The sequence below is a fragment of the uncultured Campylobacter sp. genome, from assembly GCF_937996225.1.
Lineage (GTDB): Bacteria > Campylobacterota > Campylobacteria > Campylobacterales > Campylobacteraceae > Campylobacter_B.
Genome location: NZ_CALKTC010000083.1, coordinates 1 through 22998, shown reverse-complemented (window position 1 = coordinate 22998; position 22998 = coordinate 1). Strand labels below are relative to the sequence as shown.

Annotated in this window: 22 protein-coding genes and 1 pseudogene; 12 read left to right on the top strand and 11 right to left on the bottom strand. The window is 47.4% G+C overall.

The features are described from left to right. Positions 1–9 precede the first annotated feature (9 nt). The 10 genes from Q0174_RS09780 to Q0174_RS09735 all read left to right on the top strand — a co-directional run bounded on the left by Q0174_RS09780 (position 10) and on the right by Q0174_RS09735 (position 7612). A complete protein-coding gene (locus tag Q0174_RS09780) occupies positions 10–1572 on the top strand; it encodes an inorganic phosphate transporter (RefSeq protein WP_298043641.1) in 1563 nt (520 codons plus the stop codon). A gap of 220 nt (positions 1573–1792) precedes the next feature. Continuing rightward, entirely contained in the window at positions 1793–2551 is a 759-nt protein-coding gene (locus tag Q0174_RS09775) for an AzlC family ABC transporter permease (protein WP_298043639.1), read from the top strand. Continuing rightward, on the top strand, positions 2551–2898 hold the full coding sequence (locus Q0174_RS09770) for an AzlD domain-containing protein (protein ID WP_298043637.1): 348 nt from the start codon (positions 2551–2553) through the stop codon (positions 2896–2898). Before Q0174_RS09775 ends, Q0174_RS09770 begins: the two co-directional genes overlap by 1 nt. A 70-nt stretch (positions 2899–2968) precedes the next feature. Then, complete coding sequence (locus tag Q0174_RS09765; RefSeq protein ID WP_298043635.1) at positions 2969–4321, top strand: coproporphyrinogen III oxidase family protein; 1353 nt, start codon at positions 2969–2971, stop codon at positions 4319–4321. A 128-nt stretch (positions 4322–4449) separates the two neighbouring features. Then, entirely contained in the window at positions 4450–4791 is a 342-nt protein-coding gene (locus Q0174_RS09760) for a hypothetical protein (RefSeq protein ID WP_298043634.1), read from the top strand. A gap of 91 nt (positions 4792–4882) precedes the next feature. After that, the gene (locus Q0174_RS09755) at positions 4883–5158 is read left to right on the top strand and encodes an Imm53 family immunity protein (protein ID WP_297893630.1); all 276 of its coding nucleotides are present in this window, start codon (positions 4883–4885) and stop codon (positions 5156–5158) included. Between the two features lie 180 nt (positions 5159–5338). Then, on the top strand, positions 5339–5800 hold the full coding sequence (locus Q0174_RS09750; protein WP_298043633.1) for a hypothetical protein: 462 nt from the start codon (positions 5339–5341) through the stop codon (positions 5798–5800). Then, complete coding sequence (locus Q0174_RS09745) at positions 5790–6422, top strand: hypothetical protein (protein ID WP_298043631.1); 633 nt, start codon at positions 5790–5792, stop codon at positions 6420–6422. Before Q0174_RS09750 ends, Q0174_RS09745 begins: the two co-directional genes overlap by 11 nt. Before the next feature lie 68 nt (positions 6423–6490). Next, the gene (gene imm45 / locus Q0174_RS09740) at positions 6491–7276 is read left to right on the top strand and encodes an Imm45 family immunity protein (RefSeq protein WP_298043629.1); all 786 of its coding nucleotides are present in this window, start codon (positions 6491–6493) and stop codon (positions 7274–7276) included. 63 nt (positions 7277–7339) lie between these two features. After that, positions 7340–7612 carry a hypothetical protein gene (locus Q0174_RS09735; RefSeq protein WP_298043627.1) on the top strand — a complete coding sequence of 91 codons (273 nt, stop codon included), beginning with the start codon at positions 7340–7342 and terminating at the stop codon, positions 7610–7612. A gap of 456 nt (positions 7613–8068) precedes the next feature. Here the strand turns inward: Q0174_RS09735 and Q0174_RS09730 are convergent, their stop codons facing one another. The 7 genes from Q0174_RS09730 to gltX form a co-directional block, all read right to left on the bottom strand. After that, a complete protein-coding gene (locus Q0174_RS09730) occupies positions 8069–8800 on the bottom strand; it encodes a DUF4197 domain-containing protein (protein ID WP_298043625.1) in 732 nt (243 codons plus the stop codon). A gap of 455 nt (positions 8801–9255) precedes the next feature. Next, positions 9256–10614, bottom strand: coding sequence for an NADP-specific glutamate dehydrogenase (gene gdhA, locus Q0174_RS09725; protein WP_298043623.1), 1359 nt, complete (start codon positions 10612–10614; stop codon positions 9256–9258). Beyond that, complete coding sequence (locus tag Q0174_RS09720; protein ID WP_298043622.1) at positions 10611–11303, bottom strand: MqnA/MqnD/SBP family protein; 693 nt, start codon at positions 11301–11303, stop codon at positions 10611–10613. Before Q0174_RS09720 ends, gdhA begins: the two co-directional genes overlap by 4 nt. A gap of 78 nt (positions 11304–11381) precedes the next feature. Beyond that, positions 11382–11753: a hypothetical protein gene (locus Q0174_RS09715; RefSeq protein WP_298043621.1), complete on the bottom strand. Its 372-nt coding sequence runs from the start codon at positions 11751–11753 to the stop codon at positions 11382–11384. Continuing rightward, positions 11746–13194 carry a nicotinate phosphoribosyltransferase gene (locus Q0174_RS09710; protein ID WP_298043620.1) on the bottom strand — a complete coding sequence of 483 codons (1449 nt, stop codon included), beginning with the start codon at positions 13192–13194 and terminating at the stop codon, positions 11746–11748. The genes Q0174_RS09715 and Q0174_RS09710 overlap by 8 nt, the downstream gene beginning before the upstream one ends. A gap of 44 nt (positions 13195–13238) precedes the next feature. Next, entirely contained in the window at positions 13239–14495 is a 1257-nt protein-coding gene (locus Q0174_RS09705; RefSeq protein ID WP_298043618.1) for a malic enzyme-like NAD(P)-binding protein, read from the bottom strand. A gap of 1 nt (position 14496) precedes the next feature. Beyond that, on the bottom strand, positions 14497–15876 hold the full coding sequence (gene gltX, locus Q0174_RS09700; RefSeq protein ID WP_298043617.1) for a glutamate--tRNA ligase: 1380 nt from the start codon (positions 15874–15876) through the stop codon (positions 14497–14499). Positions 15877–15961: 85 nt separating this feature from the next. Here gltX and Q0174_RS09695 point away from each other — a divergent pair, with 85 nt between their 5' ends. Both Q0174_RS09695 and Q0174_RS09690 read left to right on the top strand, forming a co-directional pair. Further along, positions 15962–16852, top strand: coding sequence for a peptidylprolyl isomerase (locus Q0174_RS09695; RefSeq protein WP_298043616.1), 891 nt, complete (start codon positions 15962–15964; stop codon positions 16850–16852). Between the two features lie 115 nt (positions 16853–16967). Beyond that, the gene (locus Q0174_RS09690) at positions 16968–17096 is read left to right on the top strand and encodes a hypothetical protein (RefSeq protein WP_298043614.1); all 129 of its coding nucleotides are present in this window, start codon (positions 16968–16970) and stop codon (positions 17094–17096) included. 314 nt (positions 17097–17410) lie between these two features. Here Q0174_RS09690 and carB read toward each other — a convergent pair whose 3' ends face one another. The 4 genes and pseudogenes from carB to Q0174_RS09670 form a co-directional block, all read right to left on the bottom strand. Then, positions 17411–20674, bottom strand: coding sequence for a carbamoyl-phosphate synthase large subunit (gene carB, locus Q0174_RS09685; protein WP_298043613.1), 3264 nt, complete (start codon positions 20672–20674; stop codon positions 17411–17413). Beyond that, a complete protein-coding gene (mreC, locus tag Q0174_RS09680; RefSeq protein WP_298043612.1) occupies positions 20674–21423 on the bottom strand; it encodes a rod shape-determining protein MreC in 750 nt (249 codons plus the stop codon). The genes carB and mreC overlap by 1 nt, the downstream gene beginning before the upstream one ends. Continuing rightward, entirely contained in the window at positions 21416–22450 is a 1035-nt protein-coding gene (locus tag Q0174_RS09675; protein ID WP_005869818.1) for a rod shape-determining protein, read from the bottom strand. The genes mreC and Q0174_RS09675 overlap by 8 nt, the downstream gene beginning before the upstream one ends. 9 nt (positions 22451–22459) lie before the next feature. Further along, positions 22460–22998, bottom strand: a pseudogene (locus Q0174_RS09670) (AAA family ATPase); the annotation flags it as partial.

The window sequence follows — 22998 nt, the reverse complement described above, 5'->3', positions numbered from 1 at the left end:
GGGAGAGCTATGAAATCTAGCAAGATAAGTCTCATTTTCTACGGCATATTCTGCGGCGTAACAATCTATTTTCTTATCTGGGGATTCGGTTTTATAGGAAGCGGCGATAAAATGCTATTTTTAGTTTCGGTATTTTTGGGCATCTTTATGGCCTTTAATATCGGCGGAAACGACGTGGCAAATTCCTTCGGCACCAGCGTCGGAAGCGGCACTCTTAGCATCGCGCAAGCCCTTTGTATAGCGGCGGTATTTGAAGCAAGCGGCGCTGTAATCGCAGGCGGCGAAGTAACCTCAACGATTCGCAGTGGCATAATCGATCTTAGCAAAATGGACGTGCATCCGAGAGACTTTATCTACGTAATGATGAGCGCGCTTTTTGCGGCAGGCGCGTGGCTGCTTTTTGCCAGCAGAAAGGGTTTGCCCGTATCTACTACGCACGCTATCATCGGCGGTATCGTGGGCTCGGGACTTACGCTAGGCGCCCTGCTTAATACCGCAGAGACTTCCGCATTCTGGCTCGTGCAGTGGGATAAGATCGGTAAAATAGCTATCTCTTGGGTACTCTCGCCGATTTTGGGCGGCGTGATCTCCTTTGGAATTTTCTGGCTCATCAAACATTACATTTTGGATTACAACCGCTACGCTCAAATAAAGATCGACCGCATAAAGCGCGAAAAAAAATCCCTCCGCAAGCTGCATAAAAAGACCTTCGAGACCCTGGACGACATTCAAAAGATCGCCTATGCAGAGGCGCTAAATCACGATATTTACGCGATGCGCGATCCCGATTTTGATCCAAGCGAGCTGGATAGCGAGTATTATAAAAAGGTGATCGAGCTTGACGCGAAAAAAGAGAAGCTAAAATCCCACAAAGCCCTAGAGTACGGAATTCCAGCCGTAGCCGGTATCGGAGCTTTCGTAATCTCGGCGATGCTGATATTTAAGGGGCTGCATAATCTAAATTTCGGGCTTACGAATTTTTACAACTACCTCATCATCGGTATGTCGACGCTGATTACCTGGCTTTTGATGTTTATTTTCGCTAAAACCCTGCGCCGCTCAAATTTAAACAAATCCGCGTTTTTGATGTTTAGCTGGCTACAGGTACTCACTGCTAGCGGCTTTGCCTTTTCGCACGGCAGCAACGACATCGCAAACGCCGTGGGTCCGTTTGCCGCCATCATCGATACGATGGCTACGAATAGTATCAATCCCTCCACTCCCGTGCCGCAGCAGATTATGATAATGTTCGCAGTAGCCCTAATAGCTGGGCTTTGGTTCATCGGCAAAGAGGTGATCGCCACCGTAGGCACCAATCTTACGAAAATCCACCCCGCCTCGGGCTTTAGCGCCGAGCTCGCAAGCGCCGTCGTCGTCATGGCGGCATCGGTGCTGGGGCTTCCGATCTCCTCGACCCACGTGCTAATCGGCGCGATTTTGGGTATCGGCTTGGTAAATCACAGCACGAACTGGTCGCTGATGAAGCCGATCGGGCTAGCGTGGATCATCACCCTGCCCGTCTCGGCATTGCTTTCGGCGTTTGCATTCGTGCTTTTGCGCCACGTATTTTAGGCTAAATTTAAAGATCCGCTCCCCGAAATTTTAAAATTTCGCAAAATTCTACGCAGGCTAAATTTTAAAATTTACGGCGGCGAACCGAGTAAATTTTACAGCTCCTCTTGCGACGCATAACCGCGCAAAACCAGCTCGCAGCAGCGCAGATCCCGCCTGCGCGCCCTGTAAAATTTAATAAAATTTTAGCTACAATCGCCCTTTTAAATTTAGGAAAGCTATGAGTAAATTTGAAATTTTCAGATCCACCCTTGCCGTGATGATGGGCTACGTGCCGCTGGGGCTGGCGTTTGGTATCTACGGCATCAGCCAAGACCTGCCCGTCTGGGCTCTGGCGCTGACCTCGCTGCTTATATACGCAGGCAGCGTGGAGTTCGTGTTGATCGCATTCATCGTAACCCACGCCTCGCTCGTAGATACCTTCGTCGTGGCGTTTTTGCTAAATTTTCGCCATTTTTTCTACACGATGTCGCTGCTGGACGAGCTGCGCTTCGTGCGTCATAAAATTTACGCCGTATATGCCCTTACGGACGAAACCTTTGCGCTGCTAAAAGCGCGTGCGTTTTTGCGCCCCGAGGAGCTTAGCGGCAAGCGACACGTAACGCCGCTAAGACTAAAAGAGCTTGATCTGCTCTATAATCTAACCGCGATTTTAAATCAATCCTACTGGGTTGCGGGCGTCGTTACGGGGGCTGTTTTGGGGGCAAGCTTAAAGCTTGATTTTAGCGGGGTCGAGTTTAGCCTGACGGCGCTTTTTGCGATGCTAACCTATGAGGTTTTCAAAGCAAATCCGCAATACAAAGTGCTATTTCTGGGCTTTGCCTGCGCGTTTGCGGGGCTTTTTATCTTTCCTGCAAAATACTTTTTATTCGGCACTCTGATTTTCGGCACTGCGGTACTGCTGCTCTTTCGTAAATACTTCGAGCGATCTTCGCGCGCGGGACGCAGGCTGCAAAAATTCCTAAAAAGGGGTAGGTAGTGGAAATTTTGCCCTATATCTTTCTAGCCTCGCTCGCTACGATTTTGACGCGATTTTTGCCGCTGCTGCTTTTTAAGAAAAAGACCGCGAGTCCAAATCTGGCGTATCTGCAGAAAAACTCCGGACTTTTGATAATGGTCGTTTTGACGATCTATGCACTTAAAACTATGCTGCCTAGCTTTTCGGGCGAGCGGGCTTTTAACGCGGACGTACTGCAAACGGCGGCGCTGCTATTTTGCCTGATTATGGCGTTTGTCGTGCATGCTAAATTTCGCAATTCGCTCGTTACGATAGCGTTTCCTACGCTAAGTTATATGGCGGCGCTGCGCTTTTTATTGAATTATTGATAAATTTATAAGTTAGTTTTCGATAAACTTCAAAAATTAATTTTTGAGTTTAAAAAAAGGCTAAAGTTTTATGAATTTTATCAGTCAAATGGTGCATAGCTTCGCTAAAAAATATGCCGCTGAAACTATGCAAAAATCTCTTTATAACTCTCTTAGAATCGACATCACACAGGAAAATATCGCTAAAATTCCAAACCCCGATAAAAAATATATGCTCTACATGCACGTGCCCTTTTGCCACACGTTTTGCCCGTACTGCTCCTTTCACAAATACGCCTACGAGCGCGGCGTGTGCAAGGCGTATTTCAGCGCGCTACGCACCGAGATGCAGCGCACGAAAGACGCAGGCTACGACTTTGAGACGCTTTATGTAGGCGGTGGCACGACGCTCATCGACGAAGATGAGCTAGCGCGCACGCTGGAGCTTGCCAAGTCGCTTTTTAGCATTAAAGAAGTTTCGTGCGAGAGCGATCCCAACCACATCGAGCCTGAGAGCTTGCTGCGATTTCGCGGGCTAATAGACCGCCTAAGTGTGGGGGTTCAGAGTTTTGACGACGATATTTTGCGCAAAGCTTCGCGTTACGATAAATTCGGCTCGGGCGAAATTTTACAAGAAAAGCTATCCCGAGCAGTCGGAATTTTGCCGATTTTAAGCCTGGATCTGATCTTTAATTTTCCGTTTCAAACTCGCGAAATTTTACTTCGCGACATCGAAGCGGCAAAGGCGGTGAAGCCCGAGCAGATCACGCTGTATCCGCTGATGAAATCGCCTTTGATGCGCGATCAAATAGCGCGGAGCCTAGGCGTTAGCAATGTAGACCGCGAAGAGGAGTTTTACTCCATCATCTGCAAGGAATTTGCGAGCTGGCACCGCAGCAACGCATGGGCCTTCGCTCGCGAAAAATCAAATATGAGCGACGAATACGTGGGCACAAACCACGAATACGTAGGCATCGGAAGCGGCGCGTTTAGTTTCTTAGGCGGCAGGTTGCTCGTAAATGCGTTCAATCTCGAAGAGTACGCAAGCAGAGTGCAGAAAAACGAAAGCACCGTCATCGCCACCTGCGATTTTAGCAGATCCGAGCGCGCGAAATACCTCTTTTTGACCGAGCTTTTTAACGGTGAGATCGACATCGCTAAATTTAACTCCGCAAACGATCTAAATTTGCGCCGCGAACTAGGTAGAGAGCTTAGTCTGCTAAGGCTTGCAGGAGCCGTGCGGATCGAGGGTGAGATCATCCGTACGACGGAATTCGGCGCATATCTGTGCCTTGTTTTGATGAAGGAATTTTACACCGGTATGGACAAGGTGCGCGCGGCGTTTCGCGACGATGCCAAGATCAAGCGCAGCAAGCAGCTCATCGTAATGGAGGAGAGCGAGCCCGCCGCAACCGGCGCGGCAAAAAGCGAGATAGCGTCGTAATTTTGCGCCCGATCGCTTCGGCTAATGCTTGGGCGCACCCAAAGCCTTAGTGCAAACTATCTAGGTGTTTTAAAAATACAAACGAAATTTTGATTTCAAAATTTAGGAGCGCCGCTGTGAAAGGCAGAATGGTCAAACTATTCATTTTATTTCTGTTTTTTGTCCTTGTATTTGAGCTCGTCGGCAATCTTTTTAACTTCGGCCGCTTCCCCTTTCATAAAAGCTGCGAGCCGTTTATGATGATAAACCGCCATATAACCGGTGATTCAAACGATAGGTGCATAATGCAGCTTATGGAGCAGGGCAACAAAAGAGATCTTTCGCTATATTACTATAAAACTAAATTTAATCTTGAGGAGCCATTGTCCGAACTGGATGAAAAAGCTATAAAATTTTTAAATATTCCGAACTCGAAGATAATCACCGTAAATAAAGATGGCTTGGAAAAGAAATTTTTAATAAGCGATTAAATTTAAATAGCAAAGAAGCCCTGCTTCAAACGCAATATCAAAGCCTAACAAATCGAGAATTTTAAAATTTATAAAATTAAAGGAGGAAACAATGAGTAATCTAAAACTCATACAAAACTGGTACGCTTCCAAATGCGACGGAGAATGGGAGCATGAATATGGCCTTACGCTAGAAACGGTCGATAATCCCGGTTGGTTGATTAAAATCGATGGCGAGAGCGGGAAAAAGCCGATCAAAATAAATATCGATAGAGATGACGAGGATTGGTTTTTCATCAATGCCACGGAAAACGAACTCAAAGGAAGTTGCGGAGCCGAGAATTTAGAGGAATTATTGGAGCATGTGGTAAAATGGCTAACGGATTAAAATTTAGCAAGACAAATAAAGGAGCTTAGATGATCGAAGTCGAGATAAAAAACGAATCTTGCAAAAAAGACCGAAGTTGCGCTTGCAAATATTGAAATTGTTAAGGACGCCGTAAAGGAATTCGCCTATAAAAGCTTTAAGGGCAGCTATCTGTTTTTTGATATTTACGGCGAGATAGATATGGATTTTCGCGTGCTTGGAGCAATAGGCGAAGGAGATGAAAACAATATCGTAAAAATAGATCTTAAAAAATATGAAAAAAGCTCCGTAGGCGCCACCGACATATCGCAAGATATAGAGGGCGTGGAATTCTGCACCTATTTTAAGCTGGATCAAAGTGAAATTTTAAAGCAAATATTATATTATATAGCCTATGAAAGATTTGAAGGCGGCTATTACGCAAAGGGTAAATTTATAGGCAAAAACAGAGACGATCTTATTTTTATCGGTATCTGCGGCGATGTAAAAAATTGCGCCGAAATAAAGAGCGTCGATTTAGATGAAATAATAAAAAGTATGCCCAAGCTCTCGGAATCAAATAATTTTTATATTAACGAGTTTATGAGATCAACCAAACGGATCGATGAGGTAAATTCTATCGGCAACCGATTAAATTTAAAAAGGAGATACTATGAAATTTAAAATTTTGAAACCGAATGAACTATACGGCTGGATTTTTAACAAAGATGAAGAACTTTATAAGGCTTTAGGATTTGATTGCTGGATGGATTCGTTTATTCGCATATTAGCTCAAATTCCCGGTACCAGAAAAAAAGATATTTTAGATTACATTGAATATGAAATCTTTGATTGGTACGAATGGTTTGAACTATATGGTATTATACAAAGCGACTATAAGCTAGCGGACGAAGATAACCCTGAAATTTCAGCCTATCCGACATATGCGGGAGAGTATTTCGGAGTAATGGGGCAGCTGTTTTTAGGGGGTATGATAGACTTCGGCATAGAGGGCGAAAATTTAAGAAAGAAATGGGCTGACTTCGATACGAATTTATCCAAGATCGATCTAGGGATGTCGCTTTATGAGAAGTGGATCTATTTTAGAGATAATTTCTTTTTTGGATATAAATTTTTAGAGGAGGACAAAATAACTCCCCAAGCAGAGATAACTTGGAAAGACCCTAACACATGGAGCAGATATAGCCATTGGATATGTATGACTAATGCGGGCAAAGAGTATCGTGATAAAATTTTAAAGCCGAGGCTTTATGAAAAGTATAAAGATGTGGTTATAGAGGCGTAATTTAGCGATTACAAATAACGAAAATTTATTATGAACATGTTTAATCTAGCAAGCAAAAAGGACTTTAAATGACCATCTTACCAATATCAACCTTCGACAATGATTTACAAAGAGGCGATATTATAAAATTTAACGACGATGAGCTTATGGTCTGCGATGAGCGCTGTTTCTGGACAGAAAATCCTTGCCTTTTAAATTTAAAAGATAACAGATACTTTGAGCTTCCTAGCGAGATGTTATCAAGCAAAGCGGGGTTTGTCGTGGATAAGGAGCAATTGATTCGTAATTTAGCAAATTTCGGCATCAATGCGAGCCCCCAGGAGGTATTTATATGCTCCGATAATTACCTTAGTAGCGATGAACTAGGGGATTGCGACGAAACAATCCCCGGTTTCAGACTGACAAAACCTAGGGATAAATTCGGACGCAATAGACGCATAAAGACAAATTTGATAGAAAAGCTTAGTATTCCTCTCTTGAAATTTCGCGGAAAGATCGAGGTTGGAGATATTATCGAATGTAGAAAATCCTGCTATCCATACGAGAAAAATGTAAGCTTTATCGTGATAAAAGCAAAAGACGATGATGGAGTAAATTTTATAAAATTGATCGTAATTAGCGGCTACAAGGCAGGCTTATGGGTTCTGCCGTTTTTATTTGAAACGGATAAAAACACAATAGAAGCAGACTGGCTAATTAAAAATTGGAAATATATTTTTTATAGGTGCTGTGATATAAGGCACACTTATGTAAATTTACAAAACCGAAAAGAGATTTTAAATTTTACCGATAAGCAACTGGAAAATTTTATAAAAATTAAGCGAAAGAGGTTTAAATTTAAAAATAAGAAGTGATATAATGCCTCGCCAATCGACATTATCAATATATACGGGAAGAATACACACAAGGAGAAAATTATGGTTAAAGCATTAAAATTTATAATTTGCGCCGTAGTAATTTTGTTATTGTTTATAATTTATGAAAGTAATTTGTGTGCAAAGTGCGATTATACGTTTTTTGTAGAGGAAAGGCTTATGGGTAGATTATTGATAGCAATCGATACAAATGATATAAATTTAGTAAGATATATTGCTGCTGAAGGTAGAGTTTGCAAGCAAGCCAATGTCTATAATAGAGCGCTTAAAGAATTAAGAAAAATGGAATCGGAAAATAATAGAACTAATGAGTAAACCGGTTTTTGCGGAACATAAACTGAGATATGAAAGAAGCGAATTTACAAGACGGCTTTCTTGCTTTATCCTTACACTCATCTGTTACCGCTCTATTACTCCGATACTTTGCCGTTTTTTAAAATTTCAGATGTAGGCGCTAGATATACGCGCATTCAATTGCCGCACGAAATTCTAAAACTCCACGTGAAATTTTAAAATTTCAAACTGTTTGCGTATTGCGAAATTTCAAATTTCGCGGATTAAACTCCGCGCTAAGATTATCGTCTTAAGCAAACAGGCTCCAAGCGCGGTAAACAAACTTCTAAATTTCGCCGCGCGCCCGATTTGCCGGAAGCAGCCGTTTCGCGCAAGCAGGCACTTTGCGCGTAACTTAGACTACGCAGGCGGCAGCGCGAAGCAACAGGAAGCAGCTAGCTATACGGCGAAATTTACGCCAAAGCCTCGCCGCGAGTTTTATTTAATCACCTTGCCTAAAATCCCGGCACCTTTGCCGACGGCGCCGCCGCGAAGTGCGCTTTCTTTTTCCCTCATTACCGCAAACAGCCCGTCCAGCGTCTTTTGCGTGATGTAATCGTTCAGATCCTCGCCCTGCTTAGGCAGATACTCGCTCGCACCCAGCCCGCGCGCGATGTTTTGCACCGCTTCATTACCCGCGATCTTGTTTTGCGCGAAGGAATTTAGCCCGTTATACGCCGTCGCGAAGCTGTTTTTGCTCATCATGTCGCTTACGATCGGTCTAAAAACTGCCCGCAGCTTCGCGCCAGATTTGCTCTGCAAATACTCGCTAAGCGCCGTGTCGCCGCCGCCGATGAGCTTTTTAACGTCGGCATCGCTCATAGATTTCAGATCTTGTAAAAATATCTTGCTCGCACCGCTCACCGCCTTGGTAGCGGCATTGTTCATACTCACGACGAGCTCGCGCTCCCATTTATCGCCGCCTACCTTTCTCGCAAGCTTCGCAGCGGCTTTGAGCGAAGGAGGAAGCTCGATTTTAGCGGTCTTGCTGTGGATGTAGCCCTTGGCGAGCTCGGCTACGGCGCGGTTTGTGGCGGAAGCGAGCAGCTCTTTGTAGTTTCCGCTCTGAGTCGCACCGAGCACGTCCGCGCCCTGCTTTAGGATATCCGTTACGTCCGCATGCGCAAGCGACAGCGACGCGGCGGCTAGTAAAACCATAAATTTTTTCATATTGCAACCTTTGGATAAAATTTGCGCCATTATGCCAAAATGCGGTAAACGCTCATCCTGCGCTCGGTTTAAATTTACGCGCTGCGTGGACGATTTAAAATAAAATTTTAGGTTAAATTTTAAACACAAAATTTCAAAGCTAAATTTAACGGGCAAAATTTACCCGCAAAATTTAAAGATAAAATTTGTCGGTCTTTGTCGTGCTTGCGACTAAATTTTAAAAGCATTGCTACGACGAGCTAAAATTTTAAAACGCTCTGCTTGGCGCTATTTAAATTTACGCAGCACGCAAGATACCAACGCAAGACGCACAAAGCAAATTATGGCGATGAGCGGCTATATCCTCGGCGCAAACGATTAAAATTTTATCAAAGCAGCCAAAAGCTCGCCGTAAATTTAAAAAGCTTAAATTTAAAAGCGAGCTGCCGCTTTTGACAAAATAAAGCGAGTTAAGCTTACACCAGGCCTTGATCCAGCATCGCATCGGCTACGCGGCGAAAGCCTGCGATATTCGAGCCCAGCACGAGATTGCCCTCCGCGCCGAATTCCTTCGAGGTCTCGTAGCTGGTGCGAAATATGTGACGCATGATCTCGCGCAGCTTGTTATCGACCTCCTCGAAGCTCCACGACGCCATCTGCGCGTTTTGCGCCATCTCAAGCCCGCTCGTAGCCACGCCGCCCGCATTCGCTGCCTTCGCAGGGCCGAAAAGAAAGTCTTTTTGCGCGAGCATAAAATCGATCGCCTCAAGCGTGCTTGGCATATTCGCGCCCTCGCAAACCATGCGACATCCATTGGCATAGAGAGTCTTTACGTCTTGCAGATTAAGCTCATTTTGCGTAGCGCTCGGAAACGCGGCGTCGCACGGCACGCTCCACACGCCGTTACGCCCCTCAGGATAAGCACTAACTGGGATAAATTTTGCGTTAGGACGCTCCTTGATATATTCGCAAAGCCCCACGCGCAGCTGCTCTTTTAGCTTTTTAAGAAGCATTACATCGATTCCCTCGGCGTCATAGATAAAGCCCGTAGAATCACTTACGGTGACGGGCTTAGCCTGCATTTGATAGAGCTTTTCGGCAGTGTAGATCGCGACGTTGCCGGCGCCCGAGATCGTGCAAATTTTGCCGTGCAGCGAATCGCCCCTGGTAGCTAGCATCTCGTTTGCAAAATATACCGAGCCGTAGCCCGTAGCCTCGGTGCGCGCAAGACTACCGCCCCAGCTTAGCCCCTTGCCCGTAAGCGCGCCGTCGAATCTGCGGGTGAGCTTTTTATACGCGCCGTACATATAGCCGATCTCGCGACCGCCCACGCCGATGTCGCCCGCGGGAACGTCGGTATTAGAGCTGATTAGGCGGTGAAGTTCCAACATAAAAGCTTGGCAAAATCTCATAATCTCGCCGTCGCTCTTGCCCTTGGGATCGAAATTTGCGCCGCCTTTTGCGCCGCCGATATTAAGACCCGTGAGGGAATTTTTAAAAATTTGCTCAAACCCTAAAAATTTTAAAACGCCCAAATTTACACTCGGATGAAAGCGCAAACCGCCTTTGTAAGGGCCCAGAGCAGAGTTGAATTCTATGCGATATCCCGTATGCACGCAGGGCTCGCCGCCGTCGCTCATATAGACGACGCGAAACATCATCGTGCGCTCGGGCGCCAAAATACGCTCTAAAATTTTATTTTTCACGTATCGTTCATCGCGCTTTAGAAGCGGTATGAGCGAGTATAAAATCTCGGTCGATGCCTGGATAAAGACCTCCTGACCGGGATTGGCGCGCTTTAAATTTAGCAGCAAGCCGTCGATGTAAGATTTCATAGTTCCTCCTTTTGAACCGGATTAAATTTTAATTTTTTGGCTTTAGCGATAAATTTTTTCAGCGCCAGCTCCTCGCGAACGCCGATCTCATAGCCTATAAATTTCAGATAATTTAAAATTTCACGCTCTTTTATGTCACGCGAAAAGGCGTAGCTTTGCAGGATATATCTTGGAATTTTAATGCGCGATCGTAAAAATTTCGTCGCCAGGCGCGAGTAAGCCTTATCGTTTTTCACGCAGCACAGCCGCCCAAAAACAAAGGGCAAGCCCGTGCGCTGCTGCCAAATTTCGCCCAGATCGTAAAATTTATCCCTGCCCTGCGAAAGCAGCGCCTTTAAAGCGTTATCGCCGATCAGCACCTCGCCGCTAAGATCCAGCACACGGGCTAGCATATTTGAACTCATCGACGCGGGATCGAGCCTGGGCGCCGAGTTTTTGCGCACGAGCACGCTTAGCACCTCACGCTTTGCGACGATTCCTAGAGGCAGCCTGCGGTATTTTGCGCGGCGGCTTTCGATGCTCGAGATCACCGCAGCATCTATCCTGCGGCTATAAAGATCGGCGCAGAGTTTGCTCGGCACCCCTTTTTTAAATTCTATCGATTTTTTAACATAAGACGACAGCGGAAGGGCTTTCAGAAATACGTGAAAAGGGAGCAAATTTAGATAATCGATTTTGCCTAATAACATGACTTTCTCCGAATTTAGCGCAGGAAAAGAGGGTTAAATTCCGGCGCTAAATCGGAATTTAACCAAAAATTTTAAAGTTTATTTGACCTCGGTGATCGGGATGGATTTGTATTTGATAAACTCCACTATGCCCTCACCTTTTTTGAAGTGGATACTCACTCCGTCTTTGTTTTCCATATAGATGCCGTCTGCGGCTCGCTCACGCTTGAGGTTGTAGCTTTTGCCGCTATCGTCCTTTAACACGGCGGTATTGAAATCGTCGTTTGAACTAAGCGATAGTTTTTTGCCCTGCTCATCGACGAAATAGAAGATCTTTGCGTTCTCTTTGGTTATGGTTTTTTCGCTCTGTGCTTGCTTATTCATAGCGCTGTCCGGGGATTGGCGGAGTTGGTTTGAGCCACATCCTAGTAAAACTAACGCCAAAGCGGCGCACGATAGAACTTTAAACATATTTTTCCTTTAAATTGAGGTTGCACTCGTTAATGAGTGATTTTCGGATATCCCAAAGCTTTTGAGAGAGATCCACTTTGTAGCTCTGCGGATGGACGTTGCGAAGGTGCTCAAGCCAAAATTTACTCTTCTGCTCCTTACTAAAACGCGCGATCTCACTTACCGTGCGGCGGGCGCCTACGAATTTGCCCTCCTTAAAAACGGGACGCAAGAGCTTATGCGCGCTGAAATTCGTTAAAATTTTGCGTTTGTAGGTGTAAAGCGGGTGGAAAATTTCAAGTGGCGCACTCTCGTCTATACTCTCGCCCTCAAGCGTGATCAGATCGGCAAGCGCCATGCCGTTATCCTCGTCGAAGAGCCTAAAGACCTGTTTGTAGCCCGGGTTATTGATCTTGCGCGGATCGTTTGAAATTTTGATCTTAGCCACGATCTCGCCATCTTTTTCGATACCGCTTAGCTTATACACGCCGCCTAGGCTCGAACTGTCTCCGCCGGTAATAAGCCTCGTACCGATCCCCCAGCTATCGATTTTAGCGTCGAAAAGCTTGAGCTGATCGATCGCGTATTCGTCTAGATCATTCGACGCAGTGATCTTTGCGTCATTAAAGCCCGCAGCATCGAGCATCTTGCGCGCCTGCTTGGTTAGATACTCCAGATCGCCCGAATCGATGCGAATTCCAAGCGGCTTATGACCGCTTGCGCGCAGCTCTTCAAAAACCTTGATCGCATTCGGCACGCCGCTTGCGAGAGTATCGTAGGTATCGACGAGCAGAAGCGTACTGTTTGGATAAATTTTAGCGTAAGCGCGAAACGCCTCCAGCTCGCTATCAAAGCTCTGAATCCACGAGTGCGAGTGAGTGCCGATCGCAGGGACGTCAAATTTCTTTGCGGCGAGCACGTTTGACGTGGCACTGCAGCCCCCTATAATCGCAGCTTTTGCGCCGTAGATGCCCGCACTTCGCCCCTGAGCGCGGCGCAAGCCAAACTCCATCACCGAATCACCCTTAGCGCTAAAATTGATGCGCGAGCTTTTCGTGGCGATTAGAGTTTGAAAATTTATAGTATTTAAGATCGCGGTCTCGATGAGCTGCGCCTCCATAATGTTTGCCTTGACGCGGATCAGCGGCTCGTGCGGAAATACGATCTGCCCCTCGTCCATCGCGTAAATTTCGCCGCTAAATTTAAAGCCTCTTAGAAATTCCAAAAATTCCGGCTTAAAGAAATTTAGACTTTTTAGATATGCGATGTCGTCGTCGCTAAATCTGAGATTTTCGATATAATCCACGACCTCGCTTAGGCCGCAAAATATCGCGTAACCGCCGCCGCTTGGGTTTTTGCGGTAAAAAACGTCAAAAACCGCCGTCTGATCGGGCTTTGTAAAAAAATAGCCCTGCATCATACTAAGCTGATAAAAATCGGTAAGTAAAGCCAAATCTTTCATTTACGCCTCTTAAATTTAATCTCGCCTCGCGCAGGAGCAAGGAATCATAGCTTTTTGGCTTCTAGGCTTTTTTTATAAGCCGCAGCGTCGAACTCTTTGACGCGAGCGACACCGTCATCTACCGCAGCTTTTGCAACCGCCGTCGAGATCACGGCAAATACGCGCGGATCGAAAGGATTTGGGATAACGTAGTCTTTGCCGAATTTCAAGCTATCTTTGCCCAGCATCTTGCGGATTTCTGCAGGAACTTCTTCGCGAGCAAGATCCGCCATCGCGCGAGCGGCCGCAATCTTCATATTTTCGGTGATCTTTTTGGCTCTTACGTCAAGCGCGCCGCGGAAGATATACGGAAAGCCCAAAACGTTATTGATCTGATTTGCAAAGTCGCTTCTGCCGGTGCCTACGATCGCGTCGTTTCTTACTTCCTCGACCTCGCTTGGATAAATTTCCGGTACCGGATTTGCAAGCGCAAAAATGATTGGATGCGGCGCCATAGTCTTTACCATCTCTTTGGTTAAAACGCCCGGCTTGCTAAGACCCAAAAACATATCCGCGCCCTTCATCGCATCCTCTAGCGTGCGATCTGCGGTATCTAGGGCAAATTCTTTCTTTTGCTCGGTAAGATCGGTGCGACCCTTGTGGATCACCCCTTTGGAGTCAAGCATTATGATATGTTTAGCGCCTAAATTACGATACATCTTCGCACAAGCGATGCCCGCAGCGCCCGAGCCGCTTACGACGATCTTCATATCCTCGATTTTTTTGCCGCTGATAAGGGCTGCATTGATTAGCCCTGCGCCCGTAATCATAGCGGTGCCATGTTGATCGTCGTGCATGACGGGGATATCGACGGCTTTTTGCAGCTCGCGCTCGATCTCGAAGCACTCGGGAGCTTTGATATCCTCTAAATTTATACCGCCGAACGTAGGCGCAAGCGCTTTGCAAATTTCAATTATCTTTTTAGGATCTTTTTCGTCGATCTCGATGTCAAACGCATCGACGCCGCCGAATTTTTTGAACAAAACCGCCTTGCCTTCCATTACGGGCTTTCCGGCGATTGCGCCGATATCACCAAGCCCCAAAACCGCTGTGCCGTTAGTGATAACGGCTACGAGATTAGCCTTATTCGTGTATTTAAACGCAGCCTCGTGATCACCTTCGATCACCTTGCAAGGCTCCGCGACGCCCGGCGTATATGCAAGCGCCAAATCCTCCGCCGTAGCGCACGGGGTTTTTACATTCGTTCCGATTTTACCGCCTATGTGGTACTTCAAAGCCGCTTCAACGTTTACTTTAGCCATTTTATAATCCTTTTTTGATTAAATTTGAAATTCTCGTTTTAACTTCGTCGCTTCCTAAAATTTCACAAATTTCAAAAATCGACGGACTTACGCTTCCCCCCGTGATCGCAACGCGCAGCGGCTGGGCAAGATCCTTTAGCTTGGCGCCGTTTGCGTCCAAAAATCCCATCGTCCTTTCCTCGCACTCCTTTGCATTTAAATTTGCGCTTAGAGTATCCGAAAATTTTGCGAGTAAGCTTAGCGAACTTTCGGTTACAAATTTCTTATACGCCTTCTCGTCATAGCAGCTCGGGCGATTTAGAAGAATTTTAATGCCCTCGGCCATCTCCACTAACGTCTTTGCGCGCTGTTTGTACTGCTGGGCGATGAGATGTTTTTTCGCGTGCGAGCGGATATCGACGCCGAATTCTACAAGGTGCGCGGCAAGCTCATCGTCGTCAGAGTTTTTAATATAATGCGCGTTTAGCCACTCAAGCTTGGTTTGGTTGAAGGTGCTAGCGCTCTTGCTGATATGGTTAGGGTCAAAGTATCGCTTCATCTCCTCCATGCTAAAAATTTCATCATCCCCGTGGCTCCAGCCCAGGCGCACTAAAAAATTTAGCAGAGCCTGCGGCAGATAGCCCATGCGCTTATACTCCATCACGTCGGTAGCGCCGTGGCGTTTACTTAGCTTACTGCCGTCGGCGCCGTTGATCATCGCGACGTGGTAAAATTTCGGGATTTTAAAGCCTAGCGCATTATACAGCACGATCTGCTTCGGGGTGTTGCTTAGATGATCGTCGCCGCGGATCACGTCCGTGACGCCCATCAGCGCGTCGTCGATCACGACCGTGAAGTTGTACGTAGGCGTACCGTCGCTTCTGGCGATGATGAAATCGTCCAAAATGTCCTCTACGTTAAATTTAATATCGCCTTTGATGCCGTCTTTGAATTCTATCGTACCGCTAAGCGGGGATTTGATGCGGATCACAGGCTCGATACCCGCAGGCGGCGTGCCGGTAAAGTCGCGATAGCGATTATCGTAGCGCGGGCGCTCTTTGCGAGCTTCCTGCTGCGCGCGCAGCTCATCCAGCTCGTCCTTACTCATATAGCATTTGTATGCCTTGCCCTCATCTAGCAGCTTTTGGACGTATTGTTTGTAAAGATCAAAGCGCGAGCTTTGATACACGATCTGCCCATCATAGTCCAGATTGCACCACTTAAAGGCTTCCTCGATCGCCTGCGCGGCCTCCTGCGAATTGCGCTTCAGATCAGTATCCTCGATACGCAGCAGGAATTTGCCGCCGTTTGCCCTAGCATAAAGATAACTAAAAAGCGCCGTTCTAAGTCCGCCGATATGTAAATATCCCGTAGGACTCGGCGCAAAACGAGTTACTATCATAAAAATTCCTTTGCAAAAATTACCATTTAATGTTATAATCGCGACCTTGTAATTATAAAGCAAAAAGACTAAATAAAGGTTAAAAATGATAAAGAAACTGCTTTTTTCCGCAATGATCTGTGCTGTTTGTGCAAATGCCGAAGTAGTAAACGGTGTCATCGCCGTGGTAGATAATGAGCCGATCACCGGCTACGAACTAGCCAAAGTTCAAAAACTAACGGGCGCTTCGCCGCAAGCCGCGATGGAAATTTTAATCGGGCAAAAGCTGCAACAATCCGAGATTAAACGTCGCGGTATCGCGGTAAATGACGCGGAGATCGACGCGAGGCTCAAAGCGATCGCCGATCAAAATAAGCTTAGCTTAGACCAGCTCAAAACCGCTGTGCAAAAGCAAGGTATAAACTACGATGACTTTAAAGCAAATGTCCGCCGCACACTGCTTGAAGAAAAGCTCTATGGCTCGATATTCGCAGACGTACAGCACCGCACGACCCCCGAAAATGTCAAAAAATTCTATAGCCAAAATAGTTCATTATTCACGACTTTCGATAGCATCACGCTCACCCGCTATATCGCGAAATCTCAGGCTCCGCTAGATAAGATCCGCGCAAATCCAAAGCTCCGCCCAAGCGACGTGTATGTGATGAAAGGAACCCTCAAGGCCAATCAAATGGACGAGGGGCTCAAATACATCGTCACGAACGTCGAGCAGGGCAAATTCTCGCCGATCATTCCTACGCGAAACGGCTACGAGATGTTTTACGTAAACGACAAAAAGGGACTTCGTACGCTTGATTTCGATAGCGTGCAAGACAGAGCGATCGAGGGCTACGTGACCTCCGAGCGCAAAAAAGCGGTCGCCGAGTTTAACGACAGACTCCGCTCAAACGCCAATATCCGCATCATCGAGCGCCCGCAGGCAAAATCGCAAGGCGCAAAAACCGCTCCAAAAGTTAAAGTGCAAAAAAGGCGGTAAATTTTAAAATCCGCCGCCGTGCATTAAATTTTATAGAATTTAACGCCGATAACGCAAGGGCAAGCGCGCAGTTCGCCCTGCCGTGCGTTAAATTTGATAAATTTAAAGGATTTGCGTGATAGTAATCAGCGATTTTGCCAAGCTTAAAAGCGATCCTAGAAGCAGCGGCATAAGCGCTGCAGACTTCGGCGCGAGCAAATTTTGCTTTGGAGTCGATACGGTCGCAAAGTTAACAACCGTCTAAAATGATGGAATCGACGGCGAAGAGCTAGATTTTAAAATTTATATAAATCTGCTTAGAACAGATTATACTTTTTTGCGCATTTATTAAAGCCCCATCTACCGAGCCTCATACGCGATTTGCAGTAGCTCAAACCTTAGCTTGCAAATCCTTGCGTTGCCTATCTTCACTCATTTAATAGTATCTCTTAAAAAATTTTATGTATATAGAATGGATGCTGCCGATAAAATTTAGAAATTCCATGCTCTAATTTTCACAGTAGAATTTCGCTTCCTAAAATTTTATCGCGGCACGGTGCCGGCAGAAGCCTGCTCGCGCTACTTGCCGCTTAGATACTCCTGTAGCGTTTTAACTTCAAGCGCGGATTCGTCCTTTATCGAGCAGATCGAGCGCGTAGCGGCGATCGCCGCCTTCATCGTCGTAAAATACGGTAGTCTAAAGCGCAGTACGCTCTGGCGGATCTTCGCGGCATCGGTGGAGCTTGATTTGCTATCGCTAGTGTTGATGACGAGCGAAATTTCGCCGTTTTTGAGCTTGTCCTCGATATTTGGGCGACCCTCGCTAATTTTATAGACAAACTCGCACTCTACGCCGTTTTCTCCCAGCAGCTTGTGAGTGCCGCTCGTAGCCGCGATACTAAAGCCCGCATCCGTAAACGCGCGCGCAAGCTCCACGGCTCGCAGCTTGTCGTGATCAGCTAGTGACAAAAATACCTTGCCGCCGCTTGGAAGCGCATTGCTCGCGCCGATTTGAGATTTAGCAAAGCTCTTGGCAAAGCTCTCGCCGATACCCATCACCTCGCCGGTGCTTTTCATCTCAGGCCCCAAAATCAAATCCGCGCCCGCAAGCTTGTTGAAAGGAAAGACGCTCTCTTTAACGCAGATATGGTTTTTAATACGCGGCTTTAAAATTCCCTTCTCTTCGACCAGCACGCCGAACTCGTCGTAAAATTTCAAAGCCTCGCGCAGGTCCCCTTGCCACATTACGCGGGTAGCAACCTTTGCCATCGGAATTCCGGTCGCCTTGCTCACGAACGGCACGGTGCGGCTCGCGCGCGGATTTACCTCGATAATGTAGAGCTCGTTTTCAAAAATCGCGAATTGAATATTCATAAGCCCCACGACGCCGAGATTTAGCGCGATCTCTTTGGTTTGGCGACTTACCAGATCGATCATCTCCGCGCTTAGACTAAGCGGCGGCAAAATGCTCGCGCTATCGCCGCTGTGGATACCCGCTTCTTCGATATGCTCCATTATTGCGCCGATATATACGTCGCGCCCATCGCAGATCGCATCGACGTCAAGCTCTGTCGCGTCAAGTAAAAATTTATCTATCAGCACCGGCGAGTGATCGCTCACGCTCACGGCTTCGCTCATATACAGCCTAAGCTCGGCTTCGCTATGCACGCGCCGCATTGCGCGACCGCCGAGCACGTAGCTAGGGCGCACGAGCACGGGGTAGCCGATCGCAGCGGCCTTTTCGATCGCTTCGGCTTCGCTTACGGCGGTATCGTTTTTAGGCTGCTTAACGCCGATACTTGCGATGAACTCGCTAAATTTCTTGCGGTCCTCCGCTACGTCTATCGTGCGCGCGCTCGTGCCGATGATCTTGGCTCCCACGGTACTTAAGCGCTTGGCGAGCTTTAGCGGAGTTTGGCCTCCGAAATGCACAATCACGCCGTCAGGGCTCTCAGCCTCGATGACCGCTCTAACGTGCTCGAAATCGATCGGCTCGAAGTATAAAATATCGCTCGTGTCGTAGTCGGTGCTGACGGTTTCGGGGTTGCAGTTATACATTATCGTGGTGATTCCCATATCGCGCAGAGCGTAGCTGGCGTGCACGCAGCAGTAGTCAAACTCGATGCCCTGTCCGATGCGGTTCGGACCGCCACCGATGATGAGGACTTTTTTATTATCTTTTGAAATTTTACGGCTTGCGATGGCGGGCGTTATGTTGGTGCTGGAGTACAGATACGGGGTAAGCGCCGCAAACTCGCCAGCACAGGTATCTACTTCGTTGTATTCAAGGCCGATGCCCTGTCTGGCGCAGGCAAAATAGATGTCGTTTTGCGTAAGACCCAGACTATCTTTTTTGTTGATCAAATTTGCGATCATCTTGTCGCTAAAGCCCCAGCTCTTGGCCTGTCTCAAAAGCGCCGCATCGTTGATGATCTCCATATCGATGCGTTCTTCAAATTTTACAATCTGCTCTATCTGGCTCAAAAACCAGCGGTCGATCTTGCTAAGCTCGTAAATTTGATCCACGCTCATGCCCGCTCTAAAGCCCTGGGCGATATATAAAATTCTATCTTGCTGCGCGTTGCGAAGCCCGAAGATGAGATCCTTTTCGCTTAAATTTAGCTCCACGAAGCCGAAGTAGCCCTTCTCCAGCGAGCACAGCGCCTTTTGAATGCTCTCTTTAAAGCTGCGCCCGATCGCCATCACCTCGCCGATACTCTTCATTGCGGTGCCGAGATAGGGGTTTGCGCCTGGGAATTTTTCAAACGCAAAGCGCGGAATTTTAGTCACGATATAATCGATCACCGGCTCAAAGCTCGCGGGCGTGCCGGTGATGTCGTTTTTGATCTCATCCAGGCTAAAGCCTACCGCCAGCATCGTAGCGACCTTGGCGATCGGATAGCCCGTGGCTTTGGACGCAAGCGCCGAACTGCGGCTTACGCGCGGGTTCATCTCGATGACGATCATCCGCCCCGTTTGCGGATTTACCGCAAACTGCACGTTACTGCCGCCCGTATCCACGCCGATCTCGCGTAAAATTTTAAAACTCGCGTCGCGCATCGCCTGGTATTCTTTATCGGTAAGCGTAAGAGCGGGCGCAACCGTGATACTATCGCCCGTATGCACCCCCATCGGGTCGAAATTTTCGATCGAGCAGACGATGATGCAGTTGTCCTTATGATCGCGGATCACCTCCATTTCGAACTCTTTCCATCCAAGCAGGCTCTCTTCGATCAAAATTTCATTTATCGGGCTTACATCTAGCCCGTTTTGCGCGACCTCTTTAAACTCATCGATATTGTACGCCACGCCGCTACCTGCGCCACCTAAGGTGTAGCTAGCGCGGATAATGAGCGGAAAGCCGATCTCATTTGCAGCAGCCATCGCTTCTTCGATATTGTAAGCGTATTTGGATTTAGGCAGATCCATTCCGATCTTAATCATCGCCTCTTTAAATTTTACCCTATCCTCGCCCTTTTTTATCGCTTCAGGCTTGGCGCCTAGAAATTTTACCCCCGCTAGCTCACCGCTTTCGTAAGCCTCCATCGCGACGTTTAGCGCGACCTGTCCGCCCATCGTAGGCAGGATCGCATCGACGCCCTCACGCTTTATGATACGCAAAATGCTCTCTTTGGTGATCGGCTCGATATAGGTAGCGTCGGCAAAATCGGGATCGGTCATAATGGTAGCAGGGTTAGAATTTATTAGCACTACGCGGTATCCGAGGCTCTTTAGCGTCTTAGCCGCCTGCGTGCCGCTGTAATCGAACTCGCACGCCTGACCGATTACGATCGGACCGCTGCCGATCAGCAAAATCGTCTTAATATCATCTCTTTTGGGCATCAATTTTCCTTTGTAACGACATACAAAAACGCCGGCATCTCGGAGCTCACGTAGGGCTCTACGACGGCGCTTTTATATAGCTTCCCGCTTTGAATCTCTTTAACTTTCCCTACCGGCACGCCGGCAAAAAAAATCCCGTCCTTGCCGCTGGTAAGCACCTCATCGCCCACCTTGGGATCGAGCCATTGAGGGATGTATCTGACTACGAGCTCGTTTTTTTCGCCGCCCGCGACGCCCGGAATTTGAGCATCTCCTATGAAAACGGAGAAGTTGCTCTTTTCGTCGCGCTGCAAGATCGCAAGCGGGCGCCCGTCTTTATTTACTAAAATTCCTGCGGTCTTGCCCTCGCTGATGAGACCGTAAATTTTGTTTGGGTTAAAATTTTCAAAATTTACGAAGAATTTGTTGTAGTCGTTTAGATTCGCGTAGCTCAGCGCCTTTACGAGCTGGACTTTGGGCTCGTAGACGGAGCTGTTTTTGTCGATCAAAATTTTATTCAGCTCGCCCGCGAACGTACTAAGCAGCATCGCCGATTTTTTTAGCTCGGCATTTTCTTCTCGTAGAGCTTTGATCGTCTCTGCTTGATTAAAATGCTCGTTCACAGCGCTTTTTACCCGATCGCTCACGCCGTAATAAACCTCTAAAATTCCTCCTGCAAATCCGATAAATTTGCCGTGGATATACGAGCCGAACGTTAGCGAAACGGCTACCAGCAAAACCGCGACGAGGAGGAGTTTGAAATTAGTCATTTGCCGCTTGTTTTAGCGATTTGATCTCTTCTAGGGCTTTTCCCGTGCCGTTTGCGACGCAAAGCAGCGGCTCATCCGCGACGAAAACCGGAAGCTTTACGGTGTCGCTTAGATATTTATCTAATCCGCGAATGAGCGCACCGCCACCCGTTAGCACGACGCCGTTTTCGACGATATCGGCGGCAACTTCGGGCTGTATGCTCTCAAGGACAAATTTCAGCGCGTCCGCAATCTCTCTGATCGAATCTTTGATCGCCTCTCTAACGTCCTCGCTCGTAAGATCGACTGAGCTTAAAAGCCCGCTGATCTGGTCTTTTCCTTTGACCGTGTATGTAAGATCTTTTTGCTGCTGCACCGCCGTGCCGATCTTGATCTTAATCTCCTCGGCCGCACGCTCCGAAATAAGCAGGCTATATTTTTCTTTGACGTAGTTAACGATGCTTGCGTCGATCTTATCGCCCGCGACTCGGACGGATTTGGCACTGATGATACCGCCTAAAGAGATAACGCCGATTTCGGTGGTACCGCCGCCGATATCTACGACCAACGAGCCGCGCGCTTCATTGACCGGCAAACCCGCACCGATCGCCGCAGCCATCGGCTCTTCGATTAGATAAACCTCGCGTGCGCCCGCTATCATCGCGCTTTCTCGCACAGCTTTGCGCTCGACCTGAGTTAGCCCGTAAGGAACCGAGATGATAATGCGCGGGCTTACGAAGAAGCGGCGCTTGTGGGTCTTTTCGATGAAATACCTAATCATCTTCTCCGTCATATCAAAATCCGCGATAACGCCGTCTTTCATCGGGCGCACCGCTTCGATGTCGCCCGGAGTGCGTCCGAGCATCTCTTTAGCCTCGGCGCCCACGGCGATGATTCTTTGCTTGCCGTAGCGTTCGTTTTGCACCGCGACGACGCTCGGTTCGTTGATGATGATGCCTTTATCTTTTAGTAGCACCAGCGTGTTTGCCGTGCCTAGATCAATACCCATATCCCTAGAAAATAATCCTAGAATCGAATCAAGTAACATTTATCCCCTTTATGCAGTTAAATTTTGTTTTACAAGTATCGGCTTAGAAACGCCATCTACGACCTCTTTCGAGATGATGACATCATAGCCTTTAAGCTCAGGCAGATCAAACATAATATCGATCATGATCTCCTCGATTATGCTACGAAGCCCGCGCGCACCGGTTTTGCGCTTAATCGCAAGGCTCGCGACCTCCCTTAGCGCGTCGTCGTCAAATTTTAAATTTGCGCCGTCTATCGCAAAGAGCTTTTGATATTGCTTTAAGATCGCGTTTTTCGGCTCGGTTAAAATTCTAACCATCGCCTTTTCGTCGATCTCATTTAGCGTAGCCACTACGTGCAATCGCCCGATGAGCTCGGGGATTATGCCGTAATGCACCAGATCGTCGGCCTCGACCATGTTTAGTAAATTTAAACTCTCTTTTTTGCTGCGCTTGGTTTGGTTAAACCCTAACACGTTTTGCCCGATGCGGCGGTTTATGATCTCGTTTAGCCCGTCGAACGCGCCGCCGCAGACGAACAAAATATTTGTCGTATCGATCTGGATGA